At 74.2% G+C, this 22,741-nt stretch carries 22 protein-coding genes; 9 read left to right on the top strand and 13 right to left on the bottom strand.

What is annotated here, in order from left to right; genetic code table 11:
• From F9B16_RS11285 to F9B16_RS11265, 5 genes are all read left to right on the top strand, one after another.
• Positions 1-1,488: sensor histidine kinase (locus F9B16_RS11285; RefSeq protein ID WP_151539970.1), on the top strand; the 1,488-nt coding region annotated here is incomplete at its 5' end.
• A gap of 43 nt (positions 1,489-1,531) precedes the next feature.
• Positions 1,532-1,957 (top strand): roadblock/LC7 domain-containing protein, encoded by a 426-nt coding sequence (locus tag F9B16_RS11280; protein ID WP_225991547.1) that lies wholly within the window; start codon positions 1,532-1,534, stop codon positions 1,955-1,957.
• Positions 1,954-2,319, top strand: coding sequence for a DUF742 domain-containing protein (locus F9B16_RS11275; RefSeq protein ID WP_151539968.1), 366 nt, complete (start codon positions 1,954-1,956; stop codon positions 2,317-2,319). Before F9B16_RS11280 ends, F9B16_RS11275 begins: the two co-directional genes overlap by 4 nt.
• Positions 2,300-2,890, top strand: a complete 591-nt coding sequence (locus tag F9B16_RS11270) for a GTP-binding protein (protein ID WP_151539967.1) — start codon at positions 2,300-2,302, stop codon at positions 2,888-2,890. The genes F9B16_RS11275 and F9B16_RS11270 overlap by 20 nt, the downstream gene beginning before the upstream one ends.
• A gap of 41 nt (positions 2,891-2,931) precedes the next feature.
• A complete protein-coding gene (locus F9B16_RS11265; protein ID WP_225991546.1) occupies positions 2,932-3,513 on the top strand; it encodes a GAF domain-containing protein in 582 nt (193 codons plus the stop codon).
• A 17-nt stretch (positions 3,514-3,530) separates the two neighbouring features.
• Here the strand turns inward: F9B16_RS11265 and F9B16_RS11260 are convergent, their stop codons facing one another.
• The 7 genes from F9B16_RS11260 to F9B16_RS11230 form a co-directional block, all read right to left on the bottom strand.
• Positions 3,531-5,051 carry an acyl-CoA dehydrogenase family protein gene (locus F9B16_RS11260; RefSeq protein ID WP_192808721.1) on the bottom strand — a complete coding sequence of 507 codons (1,521 nt, stop codon included), beginning with the start codon at positions 5,049-5,051 and terminating at the stop codon, positions 3,531-3,533.
• A gap of 500 nt (positions 5,052-5,551) precedes the next feature.
• Complete coding sequence (locus tag F9B16_RS11255; protein ID WP_151539965.1) at positions 5,552-6,118, bottom strand: dihydrofolate reductase family protein; 567 nt, start codon at positions 6,116-6,118, stop codon at positions 5,552-5,554.
• A gap of 205 nt (positions 6,119-6,323) precedes the next feature.
• Positions 6,324-7,898 (bottom strand): phosphodiester glycosidase family protein, encoded by a 1,575-nt coding sequence (locus tag F9B16_RS11250; RefSeq protein WP_151539964.1) that lies wholly within the window; start codon positions 7,896-7,898, stop codon positions 6,324-6,326.
• A gap of 116 nt (positions 7,899-8,014) precedes the next feature.
• Positions 8,015-8,830, bottom strand: a complete 816-nt coding sequence (locus F9B16_RS11245; protein ID WP_151539963.1) for a family 1 encapsulin nanocompartment shell protein — start codon at positions 8,828-8,830, stop codon at positions 8,015-8,017.
• Positions 8,827-9,888, bottom strand: a complete 1,062-nt coding sequence (locus tag F9B16_RS11240; protein ID WP_151539962.1) for a Dyp-type peroxidase — start codon at positions 9,886-9,888, stop codon at positions 8,827-8,829. The genes F9B16_RS11245 and F9B16_RS11240 overlap by 4 nt, the downstream gene beginning before the upstream one ends.
• 172 nt (positions 9,889-10,060) lie before the next feature.
• Complete coding sequence (locus F9B16_RS11235; protein WP_151539961.1) at positions 10,061-11,155, bottom strand: tellurite resistance/C4-dicarboxylate transporter family protein; 1,095 nt, start codon at positions 11,153-11,155, stop codon at positions 10,061-10,063.
• A gap of 31 nt (positions 11,156-11,186) precedes the next feature.
• Positions 11,187-11,468, bottom strand: a complete 282-nt coding sequence (locus tag F9B16_RS11230) for a hypothetical protein (RefSeq protein ID WP_151539960.1) — start codon at positions 11,466-11,468, stop codon at positions 11,187-11,189.
• A gap of 131 nt (positions 11,469-11,599) precedes the next feature.
• Here F9B16_RS11230 and F9B16_RS11225 point away from each other — a divergent pair, with 131 nt between their 5' ends.
• Positions 11,600-12,853 carry a PAS domain-containing sensor histidine kinase gene (locus tag F9B16_RS11225; protein ID WP_151539959.1) on the top strand — a complete coding sequence of 418 codons (1,254 nt, stop codon included), beginning with the start codon at positions 11,600-11,602 and terminating at the stop codon, positions 12,851-12,853.
• On the opposite strand, the gene F9B16_RS11220 is transcribed toward F9B16_RS11225, so the two are convergent.
• Positions 12,850-13,191: an SH3 domain-containing protein gene (locus F9B16_RS11220; RefSeq protein ID WP_151539958.1), complete on the bottom strand. Its 342-nt coding sequence runs from the start codon at positions 13,189-13,191 to the stop codon at positions 12,850-12,852. The two genes, F9B16_RS11225 and F9B16_RS11220, sit on opposite strands and share 4 nt — an antisense overlap.
• Positions 13,192-13,512: 321 nt before the next feature.
• Here F9B16_RS11220 and F9B16_RS11215 point away from each other — a divergent pair, with 321 nt between their 5' ends.
• Both F9B16_RS11215 and F9B16_RS11210 read left to right on the top strand, forming a co-directional pair.
• Positions 13,513-14,442: an SRPBCC family protein gene (locus F9B16_RS11215; protein ID WP_151539957.1), complete on the top strand. Its 930-nt coding sequence runs from the start codon at positions 13,513-13,515 to the stop codon at positions 14,440-14,442.
• A gap of 33 nt (positions 14,443-14,475) precedes the next feature.
• Positions 14,476-15,774, top strand: a complete 1,299-nt coding sequence (locus F9B16_RS11210) for a putative sodium/potassium/calcium exchanger (RefSeq protein WP_151539956.1) — start codon at positions 14,476-14,478, stop codon at positions 15,772-15,774.
• 9 nt (positions 15,775-15,783) lie between these two features.
• Here the strand turns inward: F9B16_RS11210 and F9B16_RS11205 are convergent, their stop codons facing one another.
• Complete coding sequence (locus tag F9B16_RS11205; RefSeq protein ID WP_225991545.1) at positions 15,784-16,476, bottom strand: DUF2817 domain-containing protein; 693 nt, start codon at positions 16,474-16,476, stop codon at positions 15,784-15,786.
• A 256-nt stretch (positions 16,477-16,732) separates the two neighbouring features.
• Here F9B16_RS11205 and F9B16_RS11200 point away from each other — a divergent pair, with 256 nt between their 5' ends.
• Positions 16,733-17,245 (top strand): nuclear transport factor 2 family protein, encoded by a 513-nt coding sequence (locus F9B16_RS11200; protein WP_151539954.1) that lies wholly within the window; start codon positions 16,733-16,735, stop codon positions 17,243-17,245.
• Here F9B16_RS11200 and F9B16_RS11195 read toward each other — a convergent pair.
• The 4 genes from F9B16_RS11195 to F9B16_RS11180 are packed head-to-tail and all read right to left on the bottom strand — an operon-like array spanning position 17,242 to position 22,689.
• Positions 17,242-18,960: an ABC transporter ATP-binding protein gene (locus F9B16_RS11195; RefSeq protein WP_151539972.1), complete on the bottom strand. Its 1,719-nt coding sequence runs from the start codon at positions 18,958-18,960 to the stop codon at positions 17,242-17,244. The two genes, F9B16_RS11200 and F9B16_RS11195, sit on opposite strands and share 4 nt — an antisense overlap.
• Positions 18,960-20,789 (bottom strand): ABC transporter ATP-binding protein, encoded by a 1,830-nt coding sequence (locus F9B16_RS11190; protein ID WP_151539953.1) that lies wholly within the window; start codon positions 20,787-20,789, stop codon positions 18,960-18,962. Before F9B16_RS11190 ends, F9B16_RS11195 begins: the two co-directional genes overlap by 1 nt.
• A complete protein-coding gene (locus tag F9B16_RS11185; RefSeq protein WP_151539952.1) occupies positions 20,786-21,169 on the bottom strand; it encodes a cupin in 384 nt (127 codons plus the stop codon). The genes F9B16_RS11190 and F9B16_RS11185 overlap by 4 nt, the downstream gene beginning before the upstream one ends.
• Before the next feature lie 44 nt (positions 21,170-21,213).
• Positions 21,214-22,689: an MFS transporter gene (locus F9B16_RS11180; protein WP_151539951.1), complete on the bottom strand. Its 1,476-nt coding sequence runs from the start codon at positions 22,687-22,689 to the stop codon at positions 21,214-21,216.
• Positions 22,690-22,741 lie beyond the last annotated feature (52 nt).

Below are 22,741 nucleotides of genomic sequence, written 5' to 3'. Positions count from 1 at the left end.
CGCGACCTGGAGGCCGTCCGCCGGCGGCTCGGCGAGCTCGCGTTCCTGGCCGCCCGCGGCCGCCGCGAGCTGCGGGACATGGCCGAACGGCTGGGCGCGGGCGAACCCGTCGCGCGGTGGAGCGAGGAGCCGCCGCCCGCCGACCCGGCCGACCCCGCCGCGCAGCTCGCCTGCGAGCTGCGGCGGGCGCAGGGCGAGGCGTGGAACGCCGTGCTCGACGCCGCGAGCCGCCGGCCGGCGGGCGACCGGCGCGTCGGCGTCTTCGTCAGCCTCGCCCGCCGGATGCAGTCGCTGTCGCACCGCGCCATCCAGGGGCTGGACGGCCTGGAGAACCAGGTCGAGGACCCCGACCTGCTCAAGGGCCTGTTCAAGGTCGACCACCTCGCCACCCGCACCCGCCGGCAGGCCGAGAGCCTCGCCGTGATCGGCGGGGCCGCGTCCCGCCGCCAGTGGACCCGGCCGGTGACCGTGTTCGAGATGCTGCGCTCGGCCATCGCCGAGGTGGAGCACTACAAGCGGGTGAAGGTGGTGCCGCCCGCCGAGGGCAGCGTGCACGGCAGCGCGGTCGCGGACATCGTCCACCTGCTCGCCGAGCTCATCGAGAACGCGACGAAGTACTCGCCGCCGCACACCCAGGTGCTCGTCCGCGTCGAGGGCGTCGCCGCCGGCCTCGCCGTCGAGGTCGAGGACCGCGGCCTCGGCATCCCGCGCGAGGACCAGCGGCGGCTGAACGACCTGCTCGCCGACCAGGAGCGCGGCCACACCGAGGAGCTGCTGAGCGAGGGGCGCATCGGGCTGCACGTCGTGTCCGCGCTGGCCCGCCGGCACAAGGTCCGCGTGCAGCTCCAGACCAACGTCTACGGCGGGACGCAGGCCGTCGTCGTGATCCCGACGGAGCTGACGGGCGGCCCGGAGGAGGAGACGGGCGCCCCGGTGCAGGCCGCGCGCGCCGCTCCCGCTCCCGCCCCGGCACCGGCGGCGCCTCCGCCCGGCCCGCGGCACGCCGCGCCCCCGCGACCGGAACCCGCGTACGACGGACCCGCCTACGACGGCAGGCAATACGACGGCACGCAGTACGACGGCAGGCAGTACGACGGCACGCAGTACGACGTCCCCGCGAACAACGGCCCGGTGTACGACGGCCCCGCCGGCAACGGCCAGGGCGCGGCCCCGGTGTTCGCGCAAGGGGCGTCCGTGCCCGGATCGCCCCACCGGCCTGCGGCGCCCACATGGGAGACCGGGCCGCAGCCGCCGGTCCCGGGCCCGGCGGCCGGGCCCGCCGTCCCGCCGCCGGAGGGCGAAAGGCCGGAACTGCCGCGGCGGCAGGCGCAGAAGCATCTGTTCCCGGAACTGGCGAACGCCCCCGCGCGCCAGGAGCCCGACCAGGAGGCCGAGCACAATCCGGGACTGATGGCGGCATTCCAGAAGGGCATGCGCAGCGCGCTCGAAAATGACGGCGCCGCGGACGGCCTGGACACCGGGAAATGACGAGCCACCACGACGAAATGACGAGGAGCTCCCCTTGAATGCTGTGTCCCCGAACGAGGCCCAGGACCTGGCGTGGCTTTTGCGGGGGCTGGGCGACGAGGTCCCGGCCATTCGCGGCAGCGTGCTGCTGTCCGCCGACGGCATGCTGAAGGCGGCGCACGGATTCGACCGCACCAGCGCGGAGCAGATGGCGGCGCTCGCCTCCAGCCTGTTCTCCATCACCCGGAGCGCCGGCACCCGGTTCGACGGGAGCAACGAGGTGCGGCAGGTCGTCGCCGAGCTGCGCTCCAGCCAGCTGTTCATCTCCTGGGCCGGCTTCAACTCCGTGCTCGCGGTGATGGCGAGCGCGGACGCCGACCCGGCCGTCGTCGGCTTCGAGATGGCCCGGCTGATCCGCGCGGTGCGGCCCTTCCTGCACACCGCGGCACGGCCGGCGGCCGCGGCGAGCGACCGCGCCCCCTCGCCATGACGGCCGGTGACGAGGAGGTCTGGGTCGACGCCGCCGCCGGGCCGCTCGTCCGCCCGTACACGGTCACCGCCGGCCGCACCCGCCCGACCGTCCGGCTCGACCTGCTGTCGCTGGTGGTGGCGACCGGCCGGCGCCCCCGGGAGATGGCCCCCGAGCACGCCGAGGCGCTCGCCTGCTGCCGCGCGCCGACGTCGGTCGCCGAGGTCGCGGCGCACCTGCGGCTGCCCGTGACCGTCACCAAGGTCCTCCTCGCCGACCTGCTGGACTGCCGCGCCATGAGCACGCAGGCGCGGCGCACCGCGGCCGACCCCACCGACCGAGCCCTCCTGGAGAAACTGCTCGATGGCCTTCAACGAGCCTGACCCGGCCGCCCCGTCCCCGACCCAGGTCAAGATCCTCATCGCGGGCGGGTTCGGCGTCGGGAAGACGACGTTCGTCGGCGCCGTCAGCGAGATCGAGCCGCTGAGCACCGAGGAGCTCATCACCACCGCCAGCGCCGGCTCCGACGACCTCGGCGGGATCGAGGGCAAGACCACCACCACCGTGGCGCTCGACTTCGGCCGCATCACGATCGAGCAGCACGGCATCGTGCTGTACCTGTTCGGCACGCCCGGCCAGCAGCGCTTCTGGTTCATGTGGGACGAGCTGTCCGCGGGCGCCCTCGGCGCCATCGTGCTCGCCGACACCCGCCGGCTCGAGGACTGCTTCGACGCCGTCGACTTCTTCGAGAACCGCGGGACCCGCTTCCTCGTCGCGGTCAACGAGTTCGACGGCGCGTTCCGCTACGACCCGGACGAGGTCCGCGCCGCCCTCGGCCTCGACCCGCGGGTGCCGATCGTCCTGTGCGACGCGCGGGACGGCGGCTCCGCGACGTCGGTGCTGCGCGCGCTGATCCGCCATCTCCTCGTCGCCGTCCCGTCCGCCTCCGTCTGACGCGGCCGTCCCCGGCCCAGACCCGCCACCCAGGAGCCCCCGTGATCCAAGAGCCGCTGTACGAGCCGCCCGGCCACCTGCTGACGCCCGTCGACCCCGACGTGCCCCAACGGGTCGTCCGGCTGCGGGAGCTGCGGCTCGGGCAGGCCCCGGACGCCGAGTTCGACGCGTTCGCGCGCGAGCTCGCCGAGGCCGCCCGCCACCTCGTCGGCACCGACCTGCCGCCGTTCGCGATGGTGAACTTCGTGACCGACCAGCAGTACCTCGGCGGCCTGTACGCGCCGCAGTCGCCGGGTGCCGACCCCGCCGACGCCGTCGAGCTGGGCCGGGAGGTGCCGCTCGACCACGGCTACTGCCCGCACGTCGTCGTGCGGCGCAAGGCGCTGGTCCTGGACGACGTGTGCGACTACCCGCGGTTCGCCGGCAACCCGGTCGTCGACAAGCTCGGCATCCGCACCTACGTGGGGGCTCCCCTCATCGACCGGACGGGGACGGTGCTCGGCACGATCTGCGTCATCGACCGCGAGCCGCGCCCCTGGGGCCATGCCGGGCTCGACCTCATCAAGGAGCGGGCCGCGGACCTGATGCAGGTGATCCGGCGGCGCGAGGAGCCGCTGGGCTGACCCCGGGGCGGCGGCGGTCAGGACCGCCGCGGCAGTCCGGTCCACGCCTCGGGCGCCGTCGGGATCGAGCGCGACGGCGGCGCGCCCGCCGCGGCGGCGACGCCGTCCTCCAGGCCGAGGACGCCGGTGGACAGCAGCCCGAACTCCGTGGCGACGCGCGCGATGTCGGCCTTCAGGAACTCGATCGCGGCGCGCGCCCGGCGCGGGTCCGCGCCCGTCTCGGCGGCCCACCGCATGACCTGGCCGATCGCGAACGCGTAGCCGATCGCGCGGCCGGCGAGCACGAGGTGCTCCTGGCGCAGCTTCCGGTCGAGGAACGCCAGGTCCAGCCGCTGCCCGTTGACCGCGGCGGCCGTGAGCGGCCATTCGGCGAGGAACCGGCTGAGCGGCCGCCCGGCGGTCCGGGACAGGCAGTGCTCGGCGAGCTGCTGGCTGAGCAGGTCGTTGGTGCCGTCGAAAATGGTGTAGACGCGGGCGTCGAGGAACGCCTGCCCGGAGATGTTGGTCGGCGACCCGCAGCGGTATCCCTCGCCGCCGGCGAGCTGCTGGTAATGGTGCGCCGAACTGAGCATCCGCTCGGTGGCGACCGTCTTGATGGCCTGGACGGCGGGAAAAGCGCCGATCATGCTCTCCTTCATGTCCAGGTCGTTCCGCAGGTAATGGTTGAGCGCCGCGCACACGGTGTACGAGGCGTCGATGGCGGCCAGCCGGTAACGCACGAACCGGATATCCGAAAGGGGCCCCGGGCCGATCTTGCGGCGGTCGGCGTAGGCGTGCGCCTCGCGGCTGATACGGCGCAGGAATCCGCAGCCCATCGCCGCCATCATCGCCCGGGACGCCATGAGCATTTCCACCATCGGCCGCAGATTCCTGCCGTCGGCCGGGATGCGCCGGTGCCGCGGGACGACCGCGTCGATCTCGTTCAGCCCGTAGTCGATCGCTTTCAGGCCGAGCGGCTCGTACGGCTGGAGCGTGCGGAACCCCTCGCTGCGCTTGACGATGAAATAGCCGTACTCGCGGCCGTCGTCGTCGTTCTTCGCGCTGACCAGCCACCAGTGGGCGCTGATGCTGAACGCCTGCCAGTGCTTGCGGCCGCGGATCCGGTAACCGCCCTCGACCTCCTCGAAGGTGGTGCGCATGCCGGACATCGCGGAGCCGCAGCCGGGCTCGGTGGAGGCGAACCCGCAGATCGCGGGGTCGCCGCCCGCGTACAGCGGCAGCACCTCCTGCTTGGCCTCCTCGCGGGCCCACAGCACGATGGGGCGCAGCGCCACCGCCGTGATGACCGTGACGTACATGCCGACCGGCAGGTTCCATTCGGACACGGCCTCGACGACGCGGCACATCTCGACGTGGTCGTCGCGGCCGCCGTACTCCTTCGGCAGGGTCGGCAGGAGGACGCCGGCCCGGGTCAGCAGGGTCCAGTCGTCGGCGGGCAGGTTCTGCTGCGGGTAGGTCGCGGTGTCGAATCGGCGGGCGGCCGCCTCGATGCCGGCGATGAACGCGTTCGTCGACAGAGACAGAAGATCATTCATCATGGCGTCGGCTCTCATCGATCTGTCGGTGCTGGGAAGTCGTCCTCTTCCGGCGGTCAGGTGCACGCGGCCGCCCTGTTTCCGTGCGTTGCGGCGGGCCATTTCGCGCCGCTCGATTCGTCCCCCTCCGTGTGGTTCACGTCATCGTTAATCGATCGGTCACGGGACGCAAGGAACATCTGGCTTACCGTAAGTGGCGGTGGAAACCCCGTCGGCGGGAGCGACCTGCGCGAACTCGTGGCGCTGCTTTTTCTGCTGAGGCCCCGGACAACGCTACCGGCGGTGCGCGGGTTCCGATCGTGAACGAATGAATCTTGTAGGGTGCGACAACATCTCCGCGTTCCGCGGACATGTCCGGGGCGCGGAAAATCGGCGAGGCGCCACCGCGGGGCGGGCATGCGAAGGCCCCTCCGCCGCGCGTGGCCGGACGGCGGAGGGGCCGGTTTCCGTGGTGCCGGTTTCCGGGGGCCGTGTTCGTGGGGCCGGTGTTCGTGGGGGCCGGGCTAGGGCGCCGTCACCGTCTCCCTCCCGTAGCGGGTGAGGACGGCTGCGCCGGACCGGTCGGCCGACAGGCACTCCAGGTACGCGGGCGGGCCGCCGGCCGGGAACAGCCGCTCGCCGGTGCCGAGGACGGTCGGGAAGGTCAGCAGCCGGTACTCGTCGACCAGGTCCTCGGCCATCAGCGCGCGCACGATGCTCAGGCTGCCGGTGACGATCACGTCGCGGCTCTCGTTCCGGACGGCCTCGGCGAGGTCCCCTTCGAGGACCCGCGAGTTCGCCCACGCCGAGGCGTCGGTGAGCGTGCGGGAGGCGACCAGCTTCGGGACCGCGTTCATGCGCGCGGAGAACGGGTCGTCGCGGCCGGGCCACAGCCGCGAGAACAGCTCCCAGGTCCGGCGCCCCAGGAGCATGACCCCGTCGTCGAGGACGGAGCCGAGCCGGAACTTGTCCCCGGCGACCGTGCCGGGGCCGTGCCGGAAGGCCCAGCCGCCGTCCGGCGTGCCGCCGGAACCGTCGGGGTCGGACACGATGCCGTCGAGGGTGACGAACTCGATGACGATGACGCTCACGATGGTCGTTCCTTTCGGTCGATGCTCACCGGTACCTACCGGCGGCGCCGCCCGGACTCATCGGTCGCGCCGGAAATCGATGCGCGGAGACCCGGATCGCCGTGCGCGCGGCGATCCGGGTCCGGGAAACGGCGGTCAGCCGCAGCCGGTCAGCCGCAGCCGGTCAGCCGCAGCCGGTCAGCCGCAGCCGGTCAGCCGTGGCCGGTCAGCCGCGGCCGGGGAGGAGCAGGATCCCGTCGCCGACGCTGCGCTCGCCCGTCGCGTCGGACGGGCGGTTGACCAGGACGCCGCCCGCCGTGGCCATCGTCGTGGAGCCGCCGCCGTCGAAGTTCATCGCCTGCACCGCGCCGAGCGACCGCATGACCTTCGCGGCCTCCTCGATGGACAGGCCCTCGCTGTAGCCGGGCGCGCGGCCGTCCGCCGCGACCATCAGCAGCCGCCCCTGCCGGTCGACGCCGACCATGGTGCGCGGGTTCCGGCGCAGCACCCAGTTGTAGTAGAAGGACTGGTCGTCGCCGGTGTGGACGAGCCCGTCGGCGTACGCGTCGACCCACACCCGGCCGTCCCGCACGAGCTGCGGCCCGGCCCCGAGGATCGACGTTCCGGAATCGAGGTGGACGGGACGGCCGCCGTCGAGCACCCGTTCCGAGATCGCGAGCCTCGTGCCCGGGCGGGCGTGGGCGCGCAGCCAGTCCGCGGCCGTCCCGATCGCCTGGACGGTGCGGCCGCCCGCCGGGATGGCGGTGCCGCGCGAGTCCCGCAGCTCCGTCACGCGCCCGGAGGCGTCCAGGACGGCCTCCGCACCGGCCCCGGCGGGGCTCGACGCCCCGTACACCGGGGTGAAGGCCACCAGTTCGTCGGGGTCGGTGCAGGTCACGTCGTGCTGCGGGCGCTCGGTCGGCTGGTCGCCGCCGACGCCGCCGCAGTTGTCGACCAGGCCGGGCAGCCGGTCGACGCCGTCGAGCTCGCGGGCCGCGCGGTCCTGCGCGCGGACGCGCAGGTCGGTGCCGAGCTGCGCGATCCGCACGCCGCGCCCGCTGCGCGGCAGGATCAGCGCGGTGCGGCCGTTGTTCGCCTCGCTGGTCAGCTCGCCGTCCAGCACGTGCAGCCCGGCCGAGCCGCCCTTGCCGGCGGAGGTGAAGTAGGTGCCGTTGACGCCGGCGACGGCGCCGCTGTCGCGCACCAGGTCCGTCACCTTGTCGGTGGCGGTGAGGGTGCCGCCGACGGAGGAGACCACGCGGCCCCCGAACCGCTTCGGGTCGACGGTGATCACGTTGAGGCGCCACGGGCCGGTCGCCTCCGTCCCGTCCTCGGCCGTGTAGGACGTGCCGGCCGAGAACCCGGCGGCGGTGACGGCGGGAAGGTCCTTCTTGGCGTCCGCCTCCGTCGCGTACCGGCCGACCCGGACGACGTAGCCGACGCGTCCGGCCGGCACGTCGGCGAAGCGCGGGCCGTCCACGGCCTCGACGCGCGGCTGGAGTCCGGCCGCCTCCAGGCGGCGGGCCGCGTCCTCGGCGGCCGCCTCGGGCGCGATCACGGCGGACGCGTTGCCGGGCACGGGCAGCCGGACGTGCAGCGTCCAGACGTCGGCGGCGGACTTCTCGCCGCGGACGATCGTGGTGAGCGTGACCCCCGGCGCGAGCGACCGCGTCTCGCGCTGCTCGTGCAGGCCGGAGGGTCCGAGGGGGAGGGCGGGGGTGCGGGGCGAGGCGGTGGCCGGGGCGGCGAGCGCGGCCAGCGCGGCGGCGGACAGCGCCGCGGCGAGGAGGGGACGTCTCATGCGGTCATGATCGTCGCGCCCGGTGACGCGGGGGTGGCCGCCAGATGATCACTTCCGCGGCGCCGGCGGGCCGTTCACCCCGGCGGGCGCCGGCCGGGCGTGCCGCCCTTCACCGGCTAGGCGTGCCGTGCTTCTCCGGTGAGGGGGACGCTCGACTCAGCAGTGACGGACAGGAAGGTCAGCGTCTCCTGGAGGTAGAGCCGGACGTGGTCGGCGTCATGCGACAGGTAGCCGATCGACAGGTCCTGGCCGAGGTGCAGCTCGTAGTCGCCGCCGCGGGTCGACACCAGCAGGGCCCCGTCAAGCGCGGGCGCCCAGATGATCTCGCCGTCGGGCAGCAGCCGCGCGAGATGGTGGTGGACCGGGTAGCCGTGGTCGGTGGTCTCCGCGACCGCGGTGTACGCATCGGCGGACAGCAGCAGGCTGTACGGCCCGCCGACCCCGGCCAGCCGCAGCGCGCTCAGCGCCTTCGCGACGGTGTCGGGGACCAGCCGCGCGTCGGCCGGCAGCGGCAGCGCGCCGTTGGAGCTGCCCGGCACGATCCCGGTGATCCCGGCCGGGCCCGAGCCGTGGAACACGGCCCGGTCCTCGGCGAACGCGATGCGCTTCGCCGCGTCCTTCGCCGGCTGCCAGTCCGGGTCGCGAGCGCCGCGCTCGACGTCGTCCACGTCCTGCCGCGCGACCTCGAACGGGACCCGCAGCTCAATGATCGGCTGGGCCCGCCGCCGGTGGACCAGCACCCCGTCGGCGGGCGAGCCGAGCGGGTCGACGTGCCCGGTGCCCACGGCGGACAGCGCCGGGCCCGCCGGGCCGACCAGGTCCACCACGCGGCGGCCCGCGACGTGCCGGGTGAAGGTGCGGCGCACCTCCGCCTCGAGGTCGGTCCAGGCGGCCTCCGAGATCGGGGCGAGTTCGCGGTGCAGGTTGTTCATGAGGTGCCGTTCCTTCTCAGGCTGCCGATGCCAAGCGAGCCGTCGCCGGACGGGCCGTCATCGGGCGGGCCGTCATCGGATGTAGGCGGCGGGTCGGCCGCGGTGGCGGCGGACGCCAGGGCGAGACGCGGCGACGGGTCGTCGAGGAAGTCCGCCGTGGGCACGAAGAACAGGCCGCCGGTGACCGCCGTCGAGAAGTCCAGGATCCGGTCGTGGTTGCCCGGCGGGTCGCCGATGAACATCTTCTCCAGCATCGTCTCGATGACGCCGACGTCTCCGGCGTAGCCGATGAAATAGGTGCCGAACTCGTCGGCGCCGATCGAGCCGAACGGCATGTTGTCGCGCACGATCTGGTGCTGGGTCCCGTCCGCGTCGACGATCGTGTTCAGCGCGACATGGGAGTTCGACGGCTTCCGCTCGTCCGGGAGCTCGATGTCGCTGAGCTTCTCCCGGCCCATCGCCAGCTCCTGCGCCTCGACCGGCAGCGCGTTCCAGCCCCGCATGTCGTGGACGTACTTCTGGACGACGACGTAGCTGGCGCCGGTGAAGGCCGGGTCCTCGCCGCCGACGCGCACGGCGGCGACGGCGTCCGGCCCCGACGGGCTCTCGGTGCCGTCGACGAAGCCGAGCAGGTCCCGCTCGTCGAAGTACCGGAAGCCGTGCACCTCGTCGGCGACGTCGGCGTGCCCGGCGAGCCGGCTCATGAGCTGCCGCGCCAGCTCGAAGCACAGGTCCGGGCGGCGGGCCCGAAGGTGGAACAGCAGGTCGCCGGGCGTCGACACCGCCGTGTGCACGGCCCCGGCCAGTGCCCGGAACGGGTGCAGCCCGCGCGGGCGCGGCGGGCCGTAGAGCCGGTCCCACAGGTGCGCGCCGAGGCCGGTCACGCAGCTCAGGCCGTCCTCCGGGGACCGGAAGCCGACGGCGCGGGTCAACCCCGCGATGTCGGGCAGCAGCCCGCGCACCGCGTCCTCGCCGCCGGGGCGGACCGTGACCACCAGGAAGATCGCCGCCGTCGCGGGCGGCGCCAGCACGTCCTGCGGCTGTCCCTGCTGCGGCATCGCGTCCCCTCGCTCGTCGTCAGCGCCGATCTACCCTCGGCGCCGAGCGTGCGAAACGGCCCGGGAGCGGGACGGACGCAGTTTTGCCCGCGGCGACAGCGGACCTTGGTGCGCCCTACACGGACGGCGCGGGCGAGGCCCGCGCGCACGCCGCTCGCGAAACTCTGGGCCTTCACCGGCCGGTGTCGGGCGTCCCGTCCTCGTGCTCCGGCGCAACGCCATGGTCTGCCGTGCCTGCGGGCGCCGGCGGGGGAGGGCGGAGCAGTGCCGCGCCCATGGCGACGGCCACCGAGAGCCAGGCGGCGAAGCCGGCCCACACCTCGACCCGCGCTATGTCGACCATGAACCCGAGGCCCCGCGTCCGGCCGTAGGTCGCGGTCGCCACCGCGTACATGCCGAGGGGGAACACCATGCTCCACAGCGTGGGCTCGTAGCTGACCGGGGCACCGCGCACCAGGTGCCGCCACACCGCGAAGAACAGCAGGAGTGGGATCCACCAGGTGCCGAACGCCCACAGCAGGAACGCGAGCCCGGACACCACCTGCCCGGTCGACGCCAGGACCGGCAGGTCCGCGGGCAGCGCCAGGATCTTCGCCGCGGCGAGGACGGTGATGGCGGTCGCCCCCATGTAGACCCAGTACGTGGGGCTCAGCGCGTGCGGCGTGACCGGCTCGTCCAGCAGGTGGGCGGTGACGAGGCTCGCCAGCATGAGGTACAGGACGACCCCGACGCCCCACAGCGCCACCGCCAGCGGCGCGAGGGCGCTCGCCCACGCGTGCCTCGCGCCGGCCAGCGTGGCCGCGGAGACGGCGAGCGACTGGGTCCCCACCACCCACAGGAACCAGCTCCCGTTGATCCTGGGCAGGACGGGGTCCTCCCGGTGGCCGACGATGAGGGCGCCGGGGATGCCGTAGGTGAGCACCAGCCAGATCGGGGCGCTGACCAGCGCCAGCACCGCGCTGGCGAGGACGTGGTGGTCGAGCGCCAGCCGGACGCCCACCACGTTGGGGGCGGCGACCAGCGAGAAGTACCCGAAGCCCTTGCCCGGGTCCCGGGCGTCGGCGAGGAGGCGCCGCGGGTAGGCGACCGCCCGCCAGGCGTACGCCGCCGCCAGCACGACCAGCGCGGCGGCCGCCACCGCGAGCAGCGCCGCCGACAGCGCGTCCCAGCCGAACAGCTCCAGCCCGGTCGAGACGATCCCGGTCGCCATGACCAGCGCGGCGTACCCCGGATGCAGGTCGGCGACCTGCCGGCGGACGCGGTCCATCAGGGGCGTCTCGCCCGGGCCGGTCCGCCCATCAGGTCTCGAACCGGACGCAGGTGCCGTACGCGATGTACTGGGTCTCGGTGTGGATGCGCATGACGTCGGTCGTGGTGAAGTCGGTGCGGCCCACCACGTTCGGGACGGCGAGAAGGCACACCCCGAGGACCGCGTCGGGCCGCAGGTCGGCGCTGGCGCGTTCGAGGTTGGTGAATGCGGACTCGGGGCTCGAAGCGGGCTGGCCGGCCCTGATCCCCAGCGTGGTGACCCCTTCCTGGTCGTCCGGGATGCGGTCCGTCGTGTACATCGGTGTGCTCACCGGTGGTTGATTCCCCGCCGGGGGCGTGCCCGCCGCCGATCCACCGATCCTTTCCGCTGTTTTGCGGCGTCTTGGGAAATCCCATTTGGCCTGTATGTGCGATTCATGGGAGGTCTGGGTAGGCCCCGGGGATGGCGGAGGTGGATCTGGCCACGGTGTTCGACGCGGAGCCTGTCGCGTGCGCGGTGATCTCGCCCGACCTGGAGTTCGTCGCGGTGAACCAGGCCTACGAGCGGCTGGCCGGGCCGCGCGAGCAGCTGATCGGCCGCCGCGTCTTCGACGTCCTTCCCGGCGGCGCTGACGGCGAGAACGCCGCGCACTGGCGGTCCGCCCTGGAGTGGGTGCTCGCGGAAGCGCAGCCGTACGTCATGCCGTGGGGACGGTACGACGCGCAGGTGCCCGGCCGTCCGGGCGTGTACGAGAAGCGCTACTGGAGCACGGTGAACGCCCCGCTGCTGGACGCCGCCGGCCGGGTGGCCATGATCATCCACCGGATCGAGGACATCACCGCGTTCATCGAGCAGCTCCGCGACGAGCGGCCGCAGGGCGTCGAGGTGCCCGTCGACCTGCTGCGGGTGGAGGTCGAGCTGTACGTCCGCTCGCGGGAGCTGCAGAGCGTCAACCACCGGCTCCGGCAGGCGCAGCGGGAGGAGCGGCGGGCCTCGGCCGAGCTGCGCGAGACCGTGCAGCGGCAGCGGCAGGAGGTCGCCGACGCCTCCCATGACCTGCGCAGCCCCCTCACGGGGCTGCAGACGCGCCTGGAGTCGGCGCTCGCCGAACCCGACGTCGACTCGCGGGAGGTCCTGCACGCGGCGCTGCAGGACGCCGAGCGGCTCAGCGACATCGTCTCCGACCTGCTCGAACTCGCCCGCCTCGACTCCGGTGCCCCCGCCGCGACCGAACCGGTGGAGCTGTGCGACCTGGTGCGCGACGCCCTGGCCCGCCACAACTGCGCGCTCGCGCTGCACACCAGCCTGGACCCGCCCGCCGTGGTGGACGGCTCCCGCACGGGCCTGCTCCGTCTCCTCGCCAACCTGCTGGCCAACGCCGAGCGCCACGCCCGCAGCCGGATCGAGGTGACGGTGGCCTGTGACGGCGGCGAAGCGGTCCTGGAGGTGGCCGACGACGGGCCCGGCATCCCGCCGGACGAGCGCCAGGCGGTCTTCCGCCGCTTCTACCGGCGGGCGGACGCCCGGCGCGCCGACCCGAACGGGACCGGCCTCGGCCTGGCGATCGCGCTGCAGACGGCGAGGGCCCACCACGGCACGCTGCGGATCGCGGACCGGCCGAGCGGCACCTGCATGGTCCTCCGCATCCCTCTCCAGCCGCCGCCCTGCCGGCGGGGGGGGGGCGGGAGGGCCGGCCCCCCGCGCGGCGAGCCCTAGCAGTGGTGGACGCGACCCTTGATGATCCTGATGTAGCGGCCCGACACCCATTCCGGCGTGCTGATGCCCAGCCGGTACCAGGTGCGGACGCCCCGGACGGGCTGGCCCCACGTCCAGCACTTGATGTCGACGATCTGCCCCGGGTGCAGTGAGCCCAGCCGCTGGGAGCGGGTGGTGGGTCTGCTCCGGATCGCGAGCCGGGAGCGGGACGTCACCCGTCCCTTGGGGTAGGCGTTGGCGAGCTGCGCCGTGGCGGCGACCTGTGCGGGGCCTGCCTGGCCCGTGTCCGCCGTCGCGGCCGGCACGGTCGCGACGCCGGTGCCCATGATGCCCGCCATGGCGGCAATCGCCGCTTTATGATGCATTTTCACGGAATTCTCCTGATTGACGCGGAATCGTCGCTGCGGCCGGAGGGTCGGCCGCGGGGGCGCGACGATGTCACCTCCCGCTTTTTAACCGTTTCAATCCGCGCGGACGCGCCGCCGGACGGCCGTTGCGGCGAACGGCGGGCGCCGGGCGCCGAACGGTCGGCGGCCCCGGTTCCCGCCGCGTGTAGATCGTTGTTTTCGCAGGTCAGTGCGTATCTGTACGCCGGTCCGCGGCCCGCCCGGCTATGTTCGCAAAAAGGGATGAAGTCGACGCGAGACGGAGTGGTGACGATGGCTGGAACCAGCCCTCCCGACACTGACACCACCGGCAAGCGCGAATCCGCCCGCGACGCGGCGGACGGCCTTCCCGTCGACCAGCTCAAGGAGGCCGGCCAGGAGTTCGTCCAGGCGCTGATGGTGAAGGCCCTCAAGAGCGCCAGCGGCACGGTGAAGCACATGACCGAGCGGCTCGGCGTTCCCGGTGGGGACGGCGGCGGCAGCGGTGACGGCGGTGGCGGCGACGGCGGCGGCACCGGGGCGAAGATGGTCGCCGCGGGCGCCGAGAGCCTCCAGGAAGGCAAGTCCCCGCTGAAGGCGGGACTCAAGGCGGGCATGACGGGCGCCAAGGAGACGGCCAAGAAGGCCGTCGGAGCCGGGGACGGCGGCAAGGGCGGCGGCGAGGACGAGGCCAAGGTCATCAACATCGTCGAGAAGTTCGACGTGGGGCTGCCGCGGCGGGTCGCCTACGACCAGTGGACGCAGTTCGCCGAGTTCCCGAGCATGACCAGCAAGGTCGAGAAGGTCGAGCAGGAGTCCGACGAGAAGCTCAACTGGCGCGCCAAGATCTTCCTGTCCCATCGCGACTGGAAGTCGACGATCGTCGAGCAGGTGCCGGACGAGCGGATCCTCTGGAAGTCGGAGGGGCCGAAGGGCTACGTCGACGGCGCGGTCACGTTCCACGAACTGTCGCCCGACCTGACCCGGATCCTGCTGGTCGCCGAGTACCACCCCGACGGCTTCCTGGAGAAGACCGCGAACCTGTGGCGCGCCCAGGGCCGCCGGCTCCGCCTCGACTTCAAGCACATCGAGCGCCACATGATGACGCGGACGCTGCTGGAGCGGGACGACATCGAGGGCTGGCGCGGCGAGATCCGCGACGGCGAGGTCGTCAGGACGCACGAGGACGCGGTCAAGGAAGAGAAGCAGGCGGCCGAGGGCTGACCCGCCCGCCCCGATCCCCGGCTTGGAGGAGCGATGGCCGAGAACGGCGACGGCACGAACCGCGAGCATGCCGACCGGAGCGAGTCCGGCGAGGTCGAGGAGAGGACCGGGCGCGAGCGCGACGACCGGAGGGGATCCGGCGAGCTCGAGGAGAAGACCGGGCGGATCGTCCCGCCGGAGGCGGAACGCCCGTCCGCCGAGGGGCCGGACGTCCACCTCAACGTCCCGGAGCTGAAGGTCGACGAGATCTCGCTGGAGGTCAACGACCTGGAGGCGCACGTCTCGCTGGTCGCCGAGGTGCTCGACCTGCTCAAGCTGAACGTCGGCGCGGACGTGGGCCTCGGCCGGGTCAAGCTGGAGATCAAGGGCGTCGCGGCGCAGGCGCTGCTCCAGGTCCGGCTCGACAACGTGGCCGAGATCGTCGACCGGGTGCTGACCACCCTCGACCGGAACCCGGAGATCCTCCAGCACCTGGGGCGCGGCCTGGAGTCCCTCGCGCGCGATGTCGGGTCCGGCACCGGCGAGGCGGTGGGCGAGGTCGGCCACGGCGCCCGGGGCGCCGTCGAGGACGTCGGGAAGGGCGCCGGACGCGCCGTCGAGGACGTCGGCGAGGGCGCCGGCGGCGCGGTCGACAAGGTCGGCGAGGGCGCCGGCGGCGCGGTCAAGGACGTCGGGAAGGGCGCCGGCGGTGCCGTCGAGGACGTGGGCAAGGGCACCGGACGCGCGGTCGAGGACGTCGGCGAAGGCACCGGTGGCGCGGTCAAGGATGTGGGCAAGGGCGCCGGCGGTGCGGTCGACAAGGTCGGCGAGGGCGCCGGCGGTGCGGTGAAGGACGTCGGCGAGGGCACGGGCGGTGCGGTCGACAAGGTCGGCGAGGGAGCGGGCGACGCCGCCGGCAGCGTCGGCGAGGGGGCCGGTGCCGCGGCCGAGAACGCGGGCAAGGGCGCGGGGAAGGCCGCCGAAGGAGCCGGCAAGGCCGCCGAGGGCGCGGGGAAGGCGACCGCCGGCGCGGCGGACACCGCCGACGACGCGGGGAACAGCGGCGAAGACACCGAGAACACCGGCGAGGGGGCGGAGAACACCGGCGAACATTCCGGCGAGGACGCCGCGCCGTCCGACTCCGGCGACGGGTCGTCCGACCGGCGCCGCTCCGAAGAGCCCGCCCAGGACGCCGAGGACAGCGAGGGCGCCGAGGAGAGCGAGGACGGCGAGGAGAGCGAGGATGGCAAGGACAGCGGGGACGGCGCCAACGACCTGCAGAGCGCGTTGCACGAGACCGAGGACTCCGTCCGCGAGCTGGGCCGCGCCCTGCTCCGGATGGTCACCAGGTAGCCCGCCCGGTCAGCTCCCCGTGATGCGGCGGACGGCGTCCGCGTACCTGCGGACGGCCGCCGCCGGAAGCCGCCCGCCGGGGAGCTCGACCACGAACGCGCTCTGCCCGACGACCGTGTTCTCCCAGCCCGTGGCGCTTCCCGGGTAGACGGTAAGCGCGCGCAGCGGGAGCCCGACGTCGCGGGCGAAACGGCGCTGGACATCGCTCGGACCCTGCGAGCTGTCGACCACCGTCAGATGCTGGTGAAACCAGATCGCCACGGTCGGCCGCACGCGCCGGACGAGGCGCGCGGCCGCCGCCGACTCCGGCTCCGACAGCGGTGCCGCACCGGAGTAGTGAGCCGATCCCGGGGCGTCGATCCGGCGCCAGCCTGCCGGGAAGTTGCGGTTGAGGTCCACGCCGTGCGCGTTGCCACGCGTCCGGGCCGCCATCCCGTCCGGGTTGAGCACGGGCACGACCCACAGGTCCGCGTGCGCCGGGCCCGGTCCGGCGGCCAGGGCGTCCGCCACCGCCACTCCGGCCGGCTCGTCGCCGTGTACGCAGCCGACGACGAGCACGCGCCGCGCCGCGTGCGGGTTCCCCAGCTCGACCGCCGAGATCGGACGTCCCTGGACGGACCTGCCCAGCACCACCGTCCGGTGGACTGAACCGCCGGCCGGCGACCCGCCGGCGTCCCCGCATGCGGCCAGCAAGATCGCCACGGCACCGAGAAGCGCACCGCGCCCGCGCAGGCCCGCCGTCCACCGCCCCACGATGATCCCCCGATGCGCGCCGTCCGTCCGGTCCGGGGGAGTGACGGTCCAATGCCCTCTCAGCCGCCGCTGATTCGCCCGCTCCGGGCGGCGGCGCCGCCGGACGGAGGACGGCGGGCTCGCGCTCCCGGTGGCCGGGAATGCCGGGCGCGGTGTCGGGCGGGCGCGGCTAGCGTTGCGCGATCCACTCTGAGAGGGGCTCGACATGGCGGAGGACGCAGGGCACCGCTCCCTGGAGCAGCGGGTGGCCGACCTGGAGCGGATCGAGGCGATCAAGGCGCTCAAGCACCGGTACTGGAGCGCGTGCGACGCGAAGGACCCCGTGGCGTTCCGGGACAGCTTCACCAAGGGGCCCGCGTCGATCGACTACGGTTCGCTCGGCACGTTCGAGGACGCCGACGCGCTCACGCGGGTGTTCAGCGAGATCGCGCTGCGGAAGGTCGACGGCGAGTACGCGGTGCTGGACATGCACCACGGCTTCCACCCCGTCATCACCGTGCTGGACGACTCCGCGGCGAAGGGCACCTGGACCCTGCGCTTCCGGCAGCTGAACCGGGTCGACAACACCGAACTGCTCATGGCCGCGGAGTACGACGACGAGTACGTGGTCGAGGACGGGCGGTGGAAGATGGTGAAGTCGCACGTCCGGACGCTGTGGACGGTGCTGCGCCCGCTGCCCGAGGGCACCGTGGTGAACCAGGTGATGGGGCGGCACTAGGCCCCGCTCGGGGCCGGGTTCGTGGAGAGCGCCCAGAAGGCGGCGTAGCGGCCGCCGCGGCGCAGCAGCTCGTCGTGGGCGCCCTCCTCCATGATCCGGCCGCCGTCCAGGAAGACGACGCGGTCGGCGCGGCGGACGGTCCGCATCCGGTGCGCCACCATCACCACCGTCCGGCCCGCGACCAGGCGTTCGATGCCGTCGTGGACGGCGGCCTCGTTCACCGGGTCCAGCGCGGACGTCACCTCGTCCAGCAGGACGATGGGCGCGTCCTTCAGCAGCGCCCGGGCGATCGACACGCGCTGGCGCTCGCCGCCCGACAGCAGCTCGCCGCCCTCGCCGACGTTCGCAGCCCAGCCGCCGGGCAGCCGCTCGACCACCTCGTCCAGCCGCGCCGCGCTCGCCGCCGCCCGCACCTCGGCGTCGCTCGCGTCCGGGCGGCCGAGGCGGACGTTCTCCTCGATCGTGCCGTCGAAGAGGTAGACGTCCTGGAACACGACGGCGATCCGGGCCATCAGCGCCTCGGTGCCGATGTCGCGGACGTCCGCGCCGCCGACGCGAACCGCGCCCGCGTCCACGTCGTAGAACCGCGCGATCAGGTTCAGCAGGGTGCTCTTGCCCGCGCCCGACGGCCCGACCACGGCGAGCCGCCGTCCTTCCGGCACCGACAGCGACACATCGTCGATGACCGTCCGGTCGCCGTGCCGGAACGTGACAGACGCGAACTCCAGGCCGCCGTGCTCCGGCCGGACGGGGTCGCGGGGTTCCGGCAGTGGTTCGGTGCGCAGCACCGCGTCGAGCCGGGCCAGTTCGGCCCGCGCGCCGCGCAGCCGGCCGCCGAGCTCCGACAGCGACAGCAGCGGGTCCGCGCAGCGGGCGGCGAGCACCAGGACCGCCAGGACGTCCGCCGCGCCGATGTCCCCGCCGAGCGCGAGGTAGGCGCCCAGGGCCAGGAGGACGGTGAAGAACGCCTGCACCGTGAGCGTCAGTCCGAGGATGCCGGGCAGCGCCGACAGCGTGGACCGCCGGGACGCGCGCTGGAGCCCGCGGAGCGAGTCGTCGAGCATCCCGAAGCGTTCGGCGGTCCGGCCGCCGGCCCGCAGCACCGGCTGGGCCTGCAGGTACTCGACGACCCGCGCGGCGGCCTCGTGGTCGCGGTCGGCGCGCTCGGCGTCGGCGGCGGCCATCGCCCGTCCGGCCCGGACCTGGACCGCCGCCACGACCGGCGCGGCGAGCAGCGCGGCCAGGCCCATCCGCCAGTCGAAGGCGGACATCACGGCGACGATCGTCAGCGGCGTCACGCAGGCCGACACGAGCGGCGCCAGCAGGTGCGCGATCACGCTCATCGCCTGGAGGAGGCCGCGGCCGGCCAGGACGGACACCTCGCCGACGCGGCGCGGCCCGTACCAGCCGACGGGCAGCCGGGCCAGATGGTCGCCGAGCCGGTCGTACATGCCGTGCAGCAGCGTGGTCCCGACGCGGAAGCCCGACAGGTCGCTGACGTACCGCAGCACCCCGTACACCGCGACCGCGGCCCCGAACGCGATCAGCCAGGGCCGGGCGTCTCCGGGCGCGTCGCCGAAGAGCGCCCGGAGGACGGGGACCAGCAGCGCGTAGGACAGGCCCTCGACCACGGCGGTCGCCGTCATCAGCGCCACGGTGCGGCGCACCGGACGCGCGTACCGGGGGCCGAGCACGCGGAACAGCATCGGAATCATCACAGGTCATCTCCTCGCAGGGTGCCGGGCCGGGCCGCGGTCTCACCGTCGGCGGCCGCCAGGTGGGTGCGCCAGAACGCGGCGAACCTCCCGTCCCGCGCCAGCAGCTCGGCGGGGGCGCCGCGCTCGGCGACCGCCCCGTCCTCCAGCATCACGATGGTGTCGGCGTCGGCGATCGTCTCCAGCCGGTGCGCGATGACGAGGACCGTCCGGTCGCCTCCCGGCGCCGTCAGGGCCCGCCGCACGGCCAGTTCGGTCTGCGGGTCGGCGAACGCGGTCGCCTCGTCGAGGACCAGGACGGGGGTGTCGGCGAGCAGCGCGCGGGCGATCGCGATCCGCTGCGCCTCGCCGCCCGACAGGCCGGCCTCCTCGCCGATCACCGTGTCGTAGCCGCGCGGCAGCTCGAGGACGCGGTCGTGGACGTTCGCCCGCCGGGCGGCGCGGACGATGTCGTCCCTGCCCGCGTCCGGTACCGCGAGCGCGATGTTGTCGGCGACCGACGCGCGCAGCAGGCGGACGTCCTGGAAGACGAACGAGACCGTCCGGTAGAGGTCCCGCGCGGCGATGTCGCGCAGGTCGGCGCCGCCGAGCGCGACCGTGCCGCGGGTCGGGTCGAAGAACCGCGGCAGCAGCCGGACCAGCGTCGACTTCCCACTGCCGGACGGCCCGACGACCGCGGTGACCGTGCCCGGTTCCAGCACCAGGTCGATGCCGCGCAGCACCTCGCGGTCGGGCCGGTAGCCGAAGCGGACGTCCCGCAGCTCCACCCGGTGCCCCCGCGGCGCGACCGGGTGCGCGGGCTCGGGCAGCGGCGGCACCGCGAGCACCTCCCGGATCCGGCCGACCGCGCGCCGGGCGCCCTGCAGGTCGTCGAAGCCGTGGAAGAGCGCGCCCACCGGGGCGGTCAGGCCCAGCCCGAGCAGCAGGAAGGGCAGCAGGTCGGCCGGCGCCAGGTGGCCGCCGGTGATCAGGACCGCGCCGCCGGTCAGCACGGCGAGCAGCACGAACGGCGGCGACAGCACCAGCTGGATCGCGGCGGCGACGCCGGAGAGGGCGCGCACCATCCGGTAGAAGGCGGTGACGAACTCGTCCACGGCGGCGGTGAACCGCCGCAGGGCGCGGTCGCCGCCGCCGAACGCCTTGACGACCGCGATGCCCTGGACGAACTCGACGACGGAGTTCGCGATCCGGCCCATCGCCGCGTCGAACCCCCGCTGCTCGCGCAGCCGGCCCGGCGTCATCATCAGCGGGACCAGCGCCACCGCCAGCAGCACCGGGACCAGCGTGGTCAGCGTGAGCCGCCAGTCGACGGAGAACAGGTAGGCCAGCGACACGAGCGGGACCACGAACGCGGAGGCGAGCTCGCCGGGGGCGTGGGCGATGAACGGGTGCACGGCGCTGACGTCGTCCCCGACGAGCTTCGCCAGCTCACCGGTCAGGCGGCCGGACAGCCAGCCGATCGGGACCCGGCCCAGCCGCGCGGCCAGCCGCCGCCGGAACGCCAGCTGCACGCGGCCGTCGAGCAGGTGCCCGATCCCCGAGGACGCGGCCGTGCACAGCAGCCGGACGAGCAGCCCGGCCGCGCCCGCGACCACGGCCGTCCAGACGCGGCCGTGGTCGGCGGGGCCGGGCGCCAGGAGGGCGCGGCCCAGTTCGGCGACCGCCAGGAGCGGCGCCAGTCCCGCGACCGCGCCGACCACCTGGAGGACGACGACCACGGCGAAGCTCCGGGCGTGCGGGCGCAGCAGCCCGGCCGAGCCCGGGTCCGCCGCGGCACCGGCCTCGGACGGCTGCGCGGGCCGCGCTTCGGCGACGCCGGTGACGGTCATCGGCGCGCCTCCAGCCGGCTGCCCTGCGGGAGGGTGACCGCCATGATGCTGCTGGGGACGTCCAGCGCGATGCGGTGCCACCGTCCGCGCGGGACGATCGCGGCGGTCCCGGCGGGCAGCCGGATCACTTCCTCTTCCTGCTCCGGCTCCTCCGGACGCAGGTAGAGGCGGAACTTCCCGATGAGGCAGGAGACGACCTCCTCGGACTCGGGGTGGACCTCCCAGTGGCCGCCGTGGACGTCGGCGTCGGTCTTCGCGTGGAAGGCCGTCAGCCGCCAGCCGTCGTGGCCGGAGCACACCGTCCTCTTCTCGGCGTGGATCGTGCCGCCCTGGCGGAGGTGGAGCAGGGACGCGAACAGGTCGATCGGGGTGACGGGCATGCCGGGCCGTCCTTCCTGCGGTGAGATGCACATGGGGGCGCCGGTCAGTCCATGGCGGCGGCCGGCTCGGGGCCGCCGGACCGTCCGGCCGGTGCGGGCGGGCCGCCGCGGCGCAGCACGGTGAGGGCGATGAGGACGGCGCCGAGCAGCAGCACCGCGCCGAGGGTGAAGCCGAGCGCGTATCCGTCGCTGAGCGACGCCCGCGTGACGGTGCCGCCGGTGCGGTCGTGCGCCGCGGTGCCGAGGGCGGCCAGGCCGAGCGAGGCGCCGATCTGGCGGACGCTGTTGAGCAGGCCGGACGCGGCGCCGGCCTCGTGCGGCGCGACGCCGGCGGTGGCGGTGGAGACGAGCGGGGCGAGGCAGAGCCCGAACCCGACGCTGGCGACGATGGAGGGCCCGAGGACGTCGGTGAGGTAGGTGCCGTCGGCGCCGATCCGGCCGAACCAGGCGAACGCCGCCGCGGTCATGAGCCCGCCGGCGATCAGCAGGGTGCGGGCGGGGAGCCGGTAGCCGAGCTTGACGGCGAGGAAGGAGCCGGCGACCACGCCGAGCGCGAACGGCACGAACTCGAGCCCGGTGAGCGCGGGATCCGTTCCGAGGACCCGCTGCAGGTAGAGGGACATGAAGTAGAAGGACGACGACAGCGCCGCGCCGGCCAGCAGGTTGTAGGCGTTCGCGCCGGCGACGGAGCGGTTCGCGAGCAGCCCGAGCCGGATCAGCGGCTCCCGGGCGGTGGTCCGCTCGACGAGGACGAACGCGGCGAGCAGCGCGGCCGCGGCCGCCAGCGTCGTCACGGTCACCGCCGACGTCCAGGCGTACCGGTCGGTGCGGACGACGCCGAACACCAGCAGCGTCATGCCCGCGGTGGCGAGGACCGCGCCGAGGACGTCCGGGCGGCCCCTGCGGGCCGGGGGCGGGTCGGCGGCGACGCCCCGCCAGGCCATGGCGAGCGCGGCGGCGGCCATCGGCACGTTCACGAACATCACCCAGCGCCAGCCGGCGTACTCGGTGAGCAGGCCGCCGATCAGGACGCCGAAGGCGCCGCCGGCGGCGTTCATCGCGCTCCAGATGCCGAAGGCGCGGACGCGGGCCCGGCCCGCGGGGAACGTCGCGGTGAGCAGGGCCAGCGCGGCCGGCGCGAGCGCGGCGGCGCCGACGCCCTGGGCGACGCGGGCGGCGACCAGGTGGCCGGGTTCCTGCGCGAGGCCGCCGAGGAGGGACGCGAGGCCGAACAGGCCGAGGCCGAGCCGCAGCACCCGCTTGCGGCCGTACCGGTCGGCGGCCTTGCCGCCCAGCAGGAGCAGCCCGCCGAACGTGAGGGCGTAGGCGTGGATCACCCACGTCACGCCGACCGCGCCGAACCCGAGGCCGGACGCGATCCGCGGGAGCCCCACGTTCACGACCGACAGGTCCAGCGACACCATGAACTGCACGACGGCCACCGCGGCGAGCGTGAGCCCGGGCCGGGCGGCCGGTTCGGCGGCCGCCCGGGCACGGGGCGTTTTCCGGATCGTGTACATGCCGGAAATGGTGCTGTTCGTGCTGGTCGGCGGTCATCGTGCGGGGGATGAC

Source organism: Actinomadura montaniterrae (genome assembly GCF_008923365.1).
Lineage (GTDB): Bacteria > Actinomycetota > Actinomycetes > Streptosporangiales > Streptosporangiaceae > Spirillospora > Spirillospora montaniterrae.
This window is presented reverse-complemented; position numbering and strand designations above follow the sequence as displayed.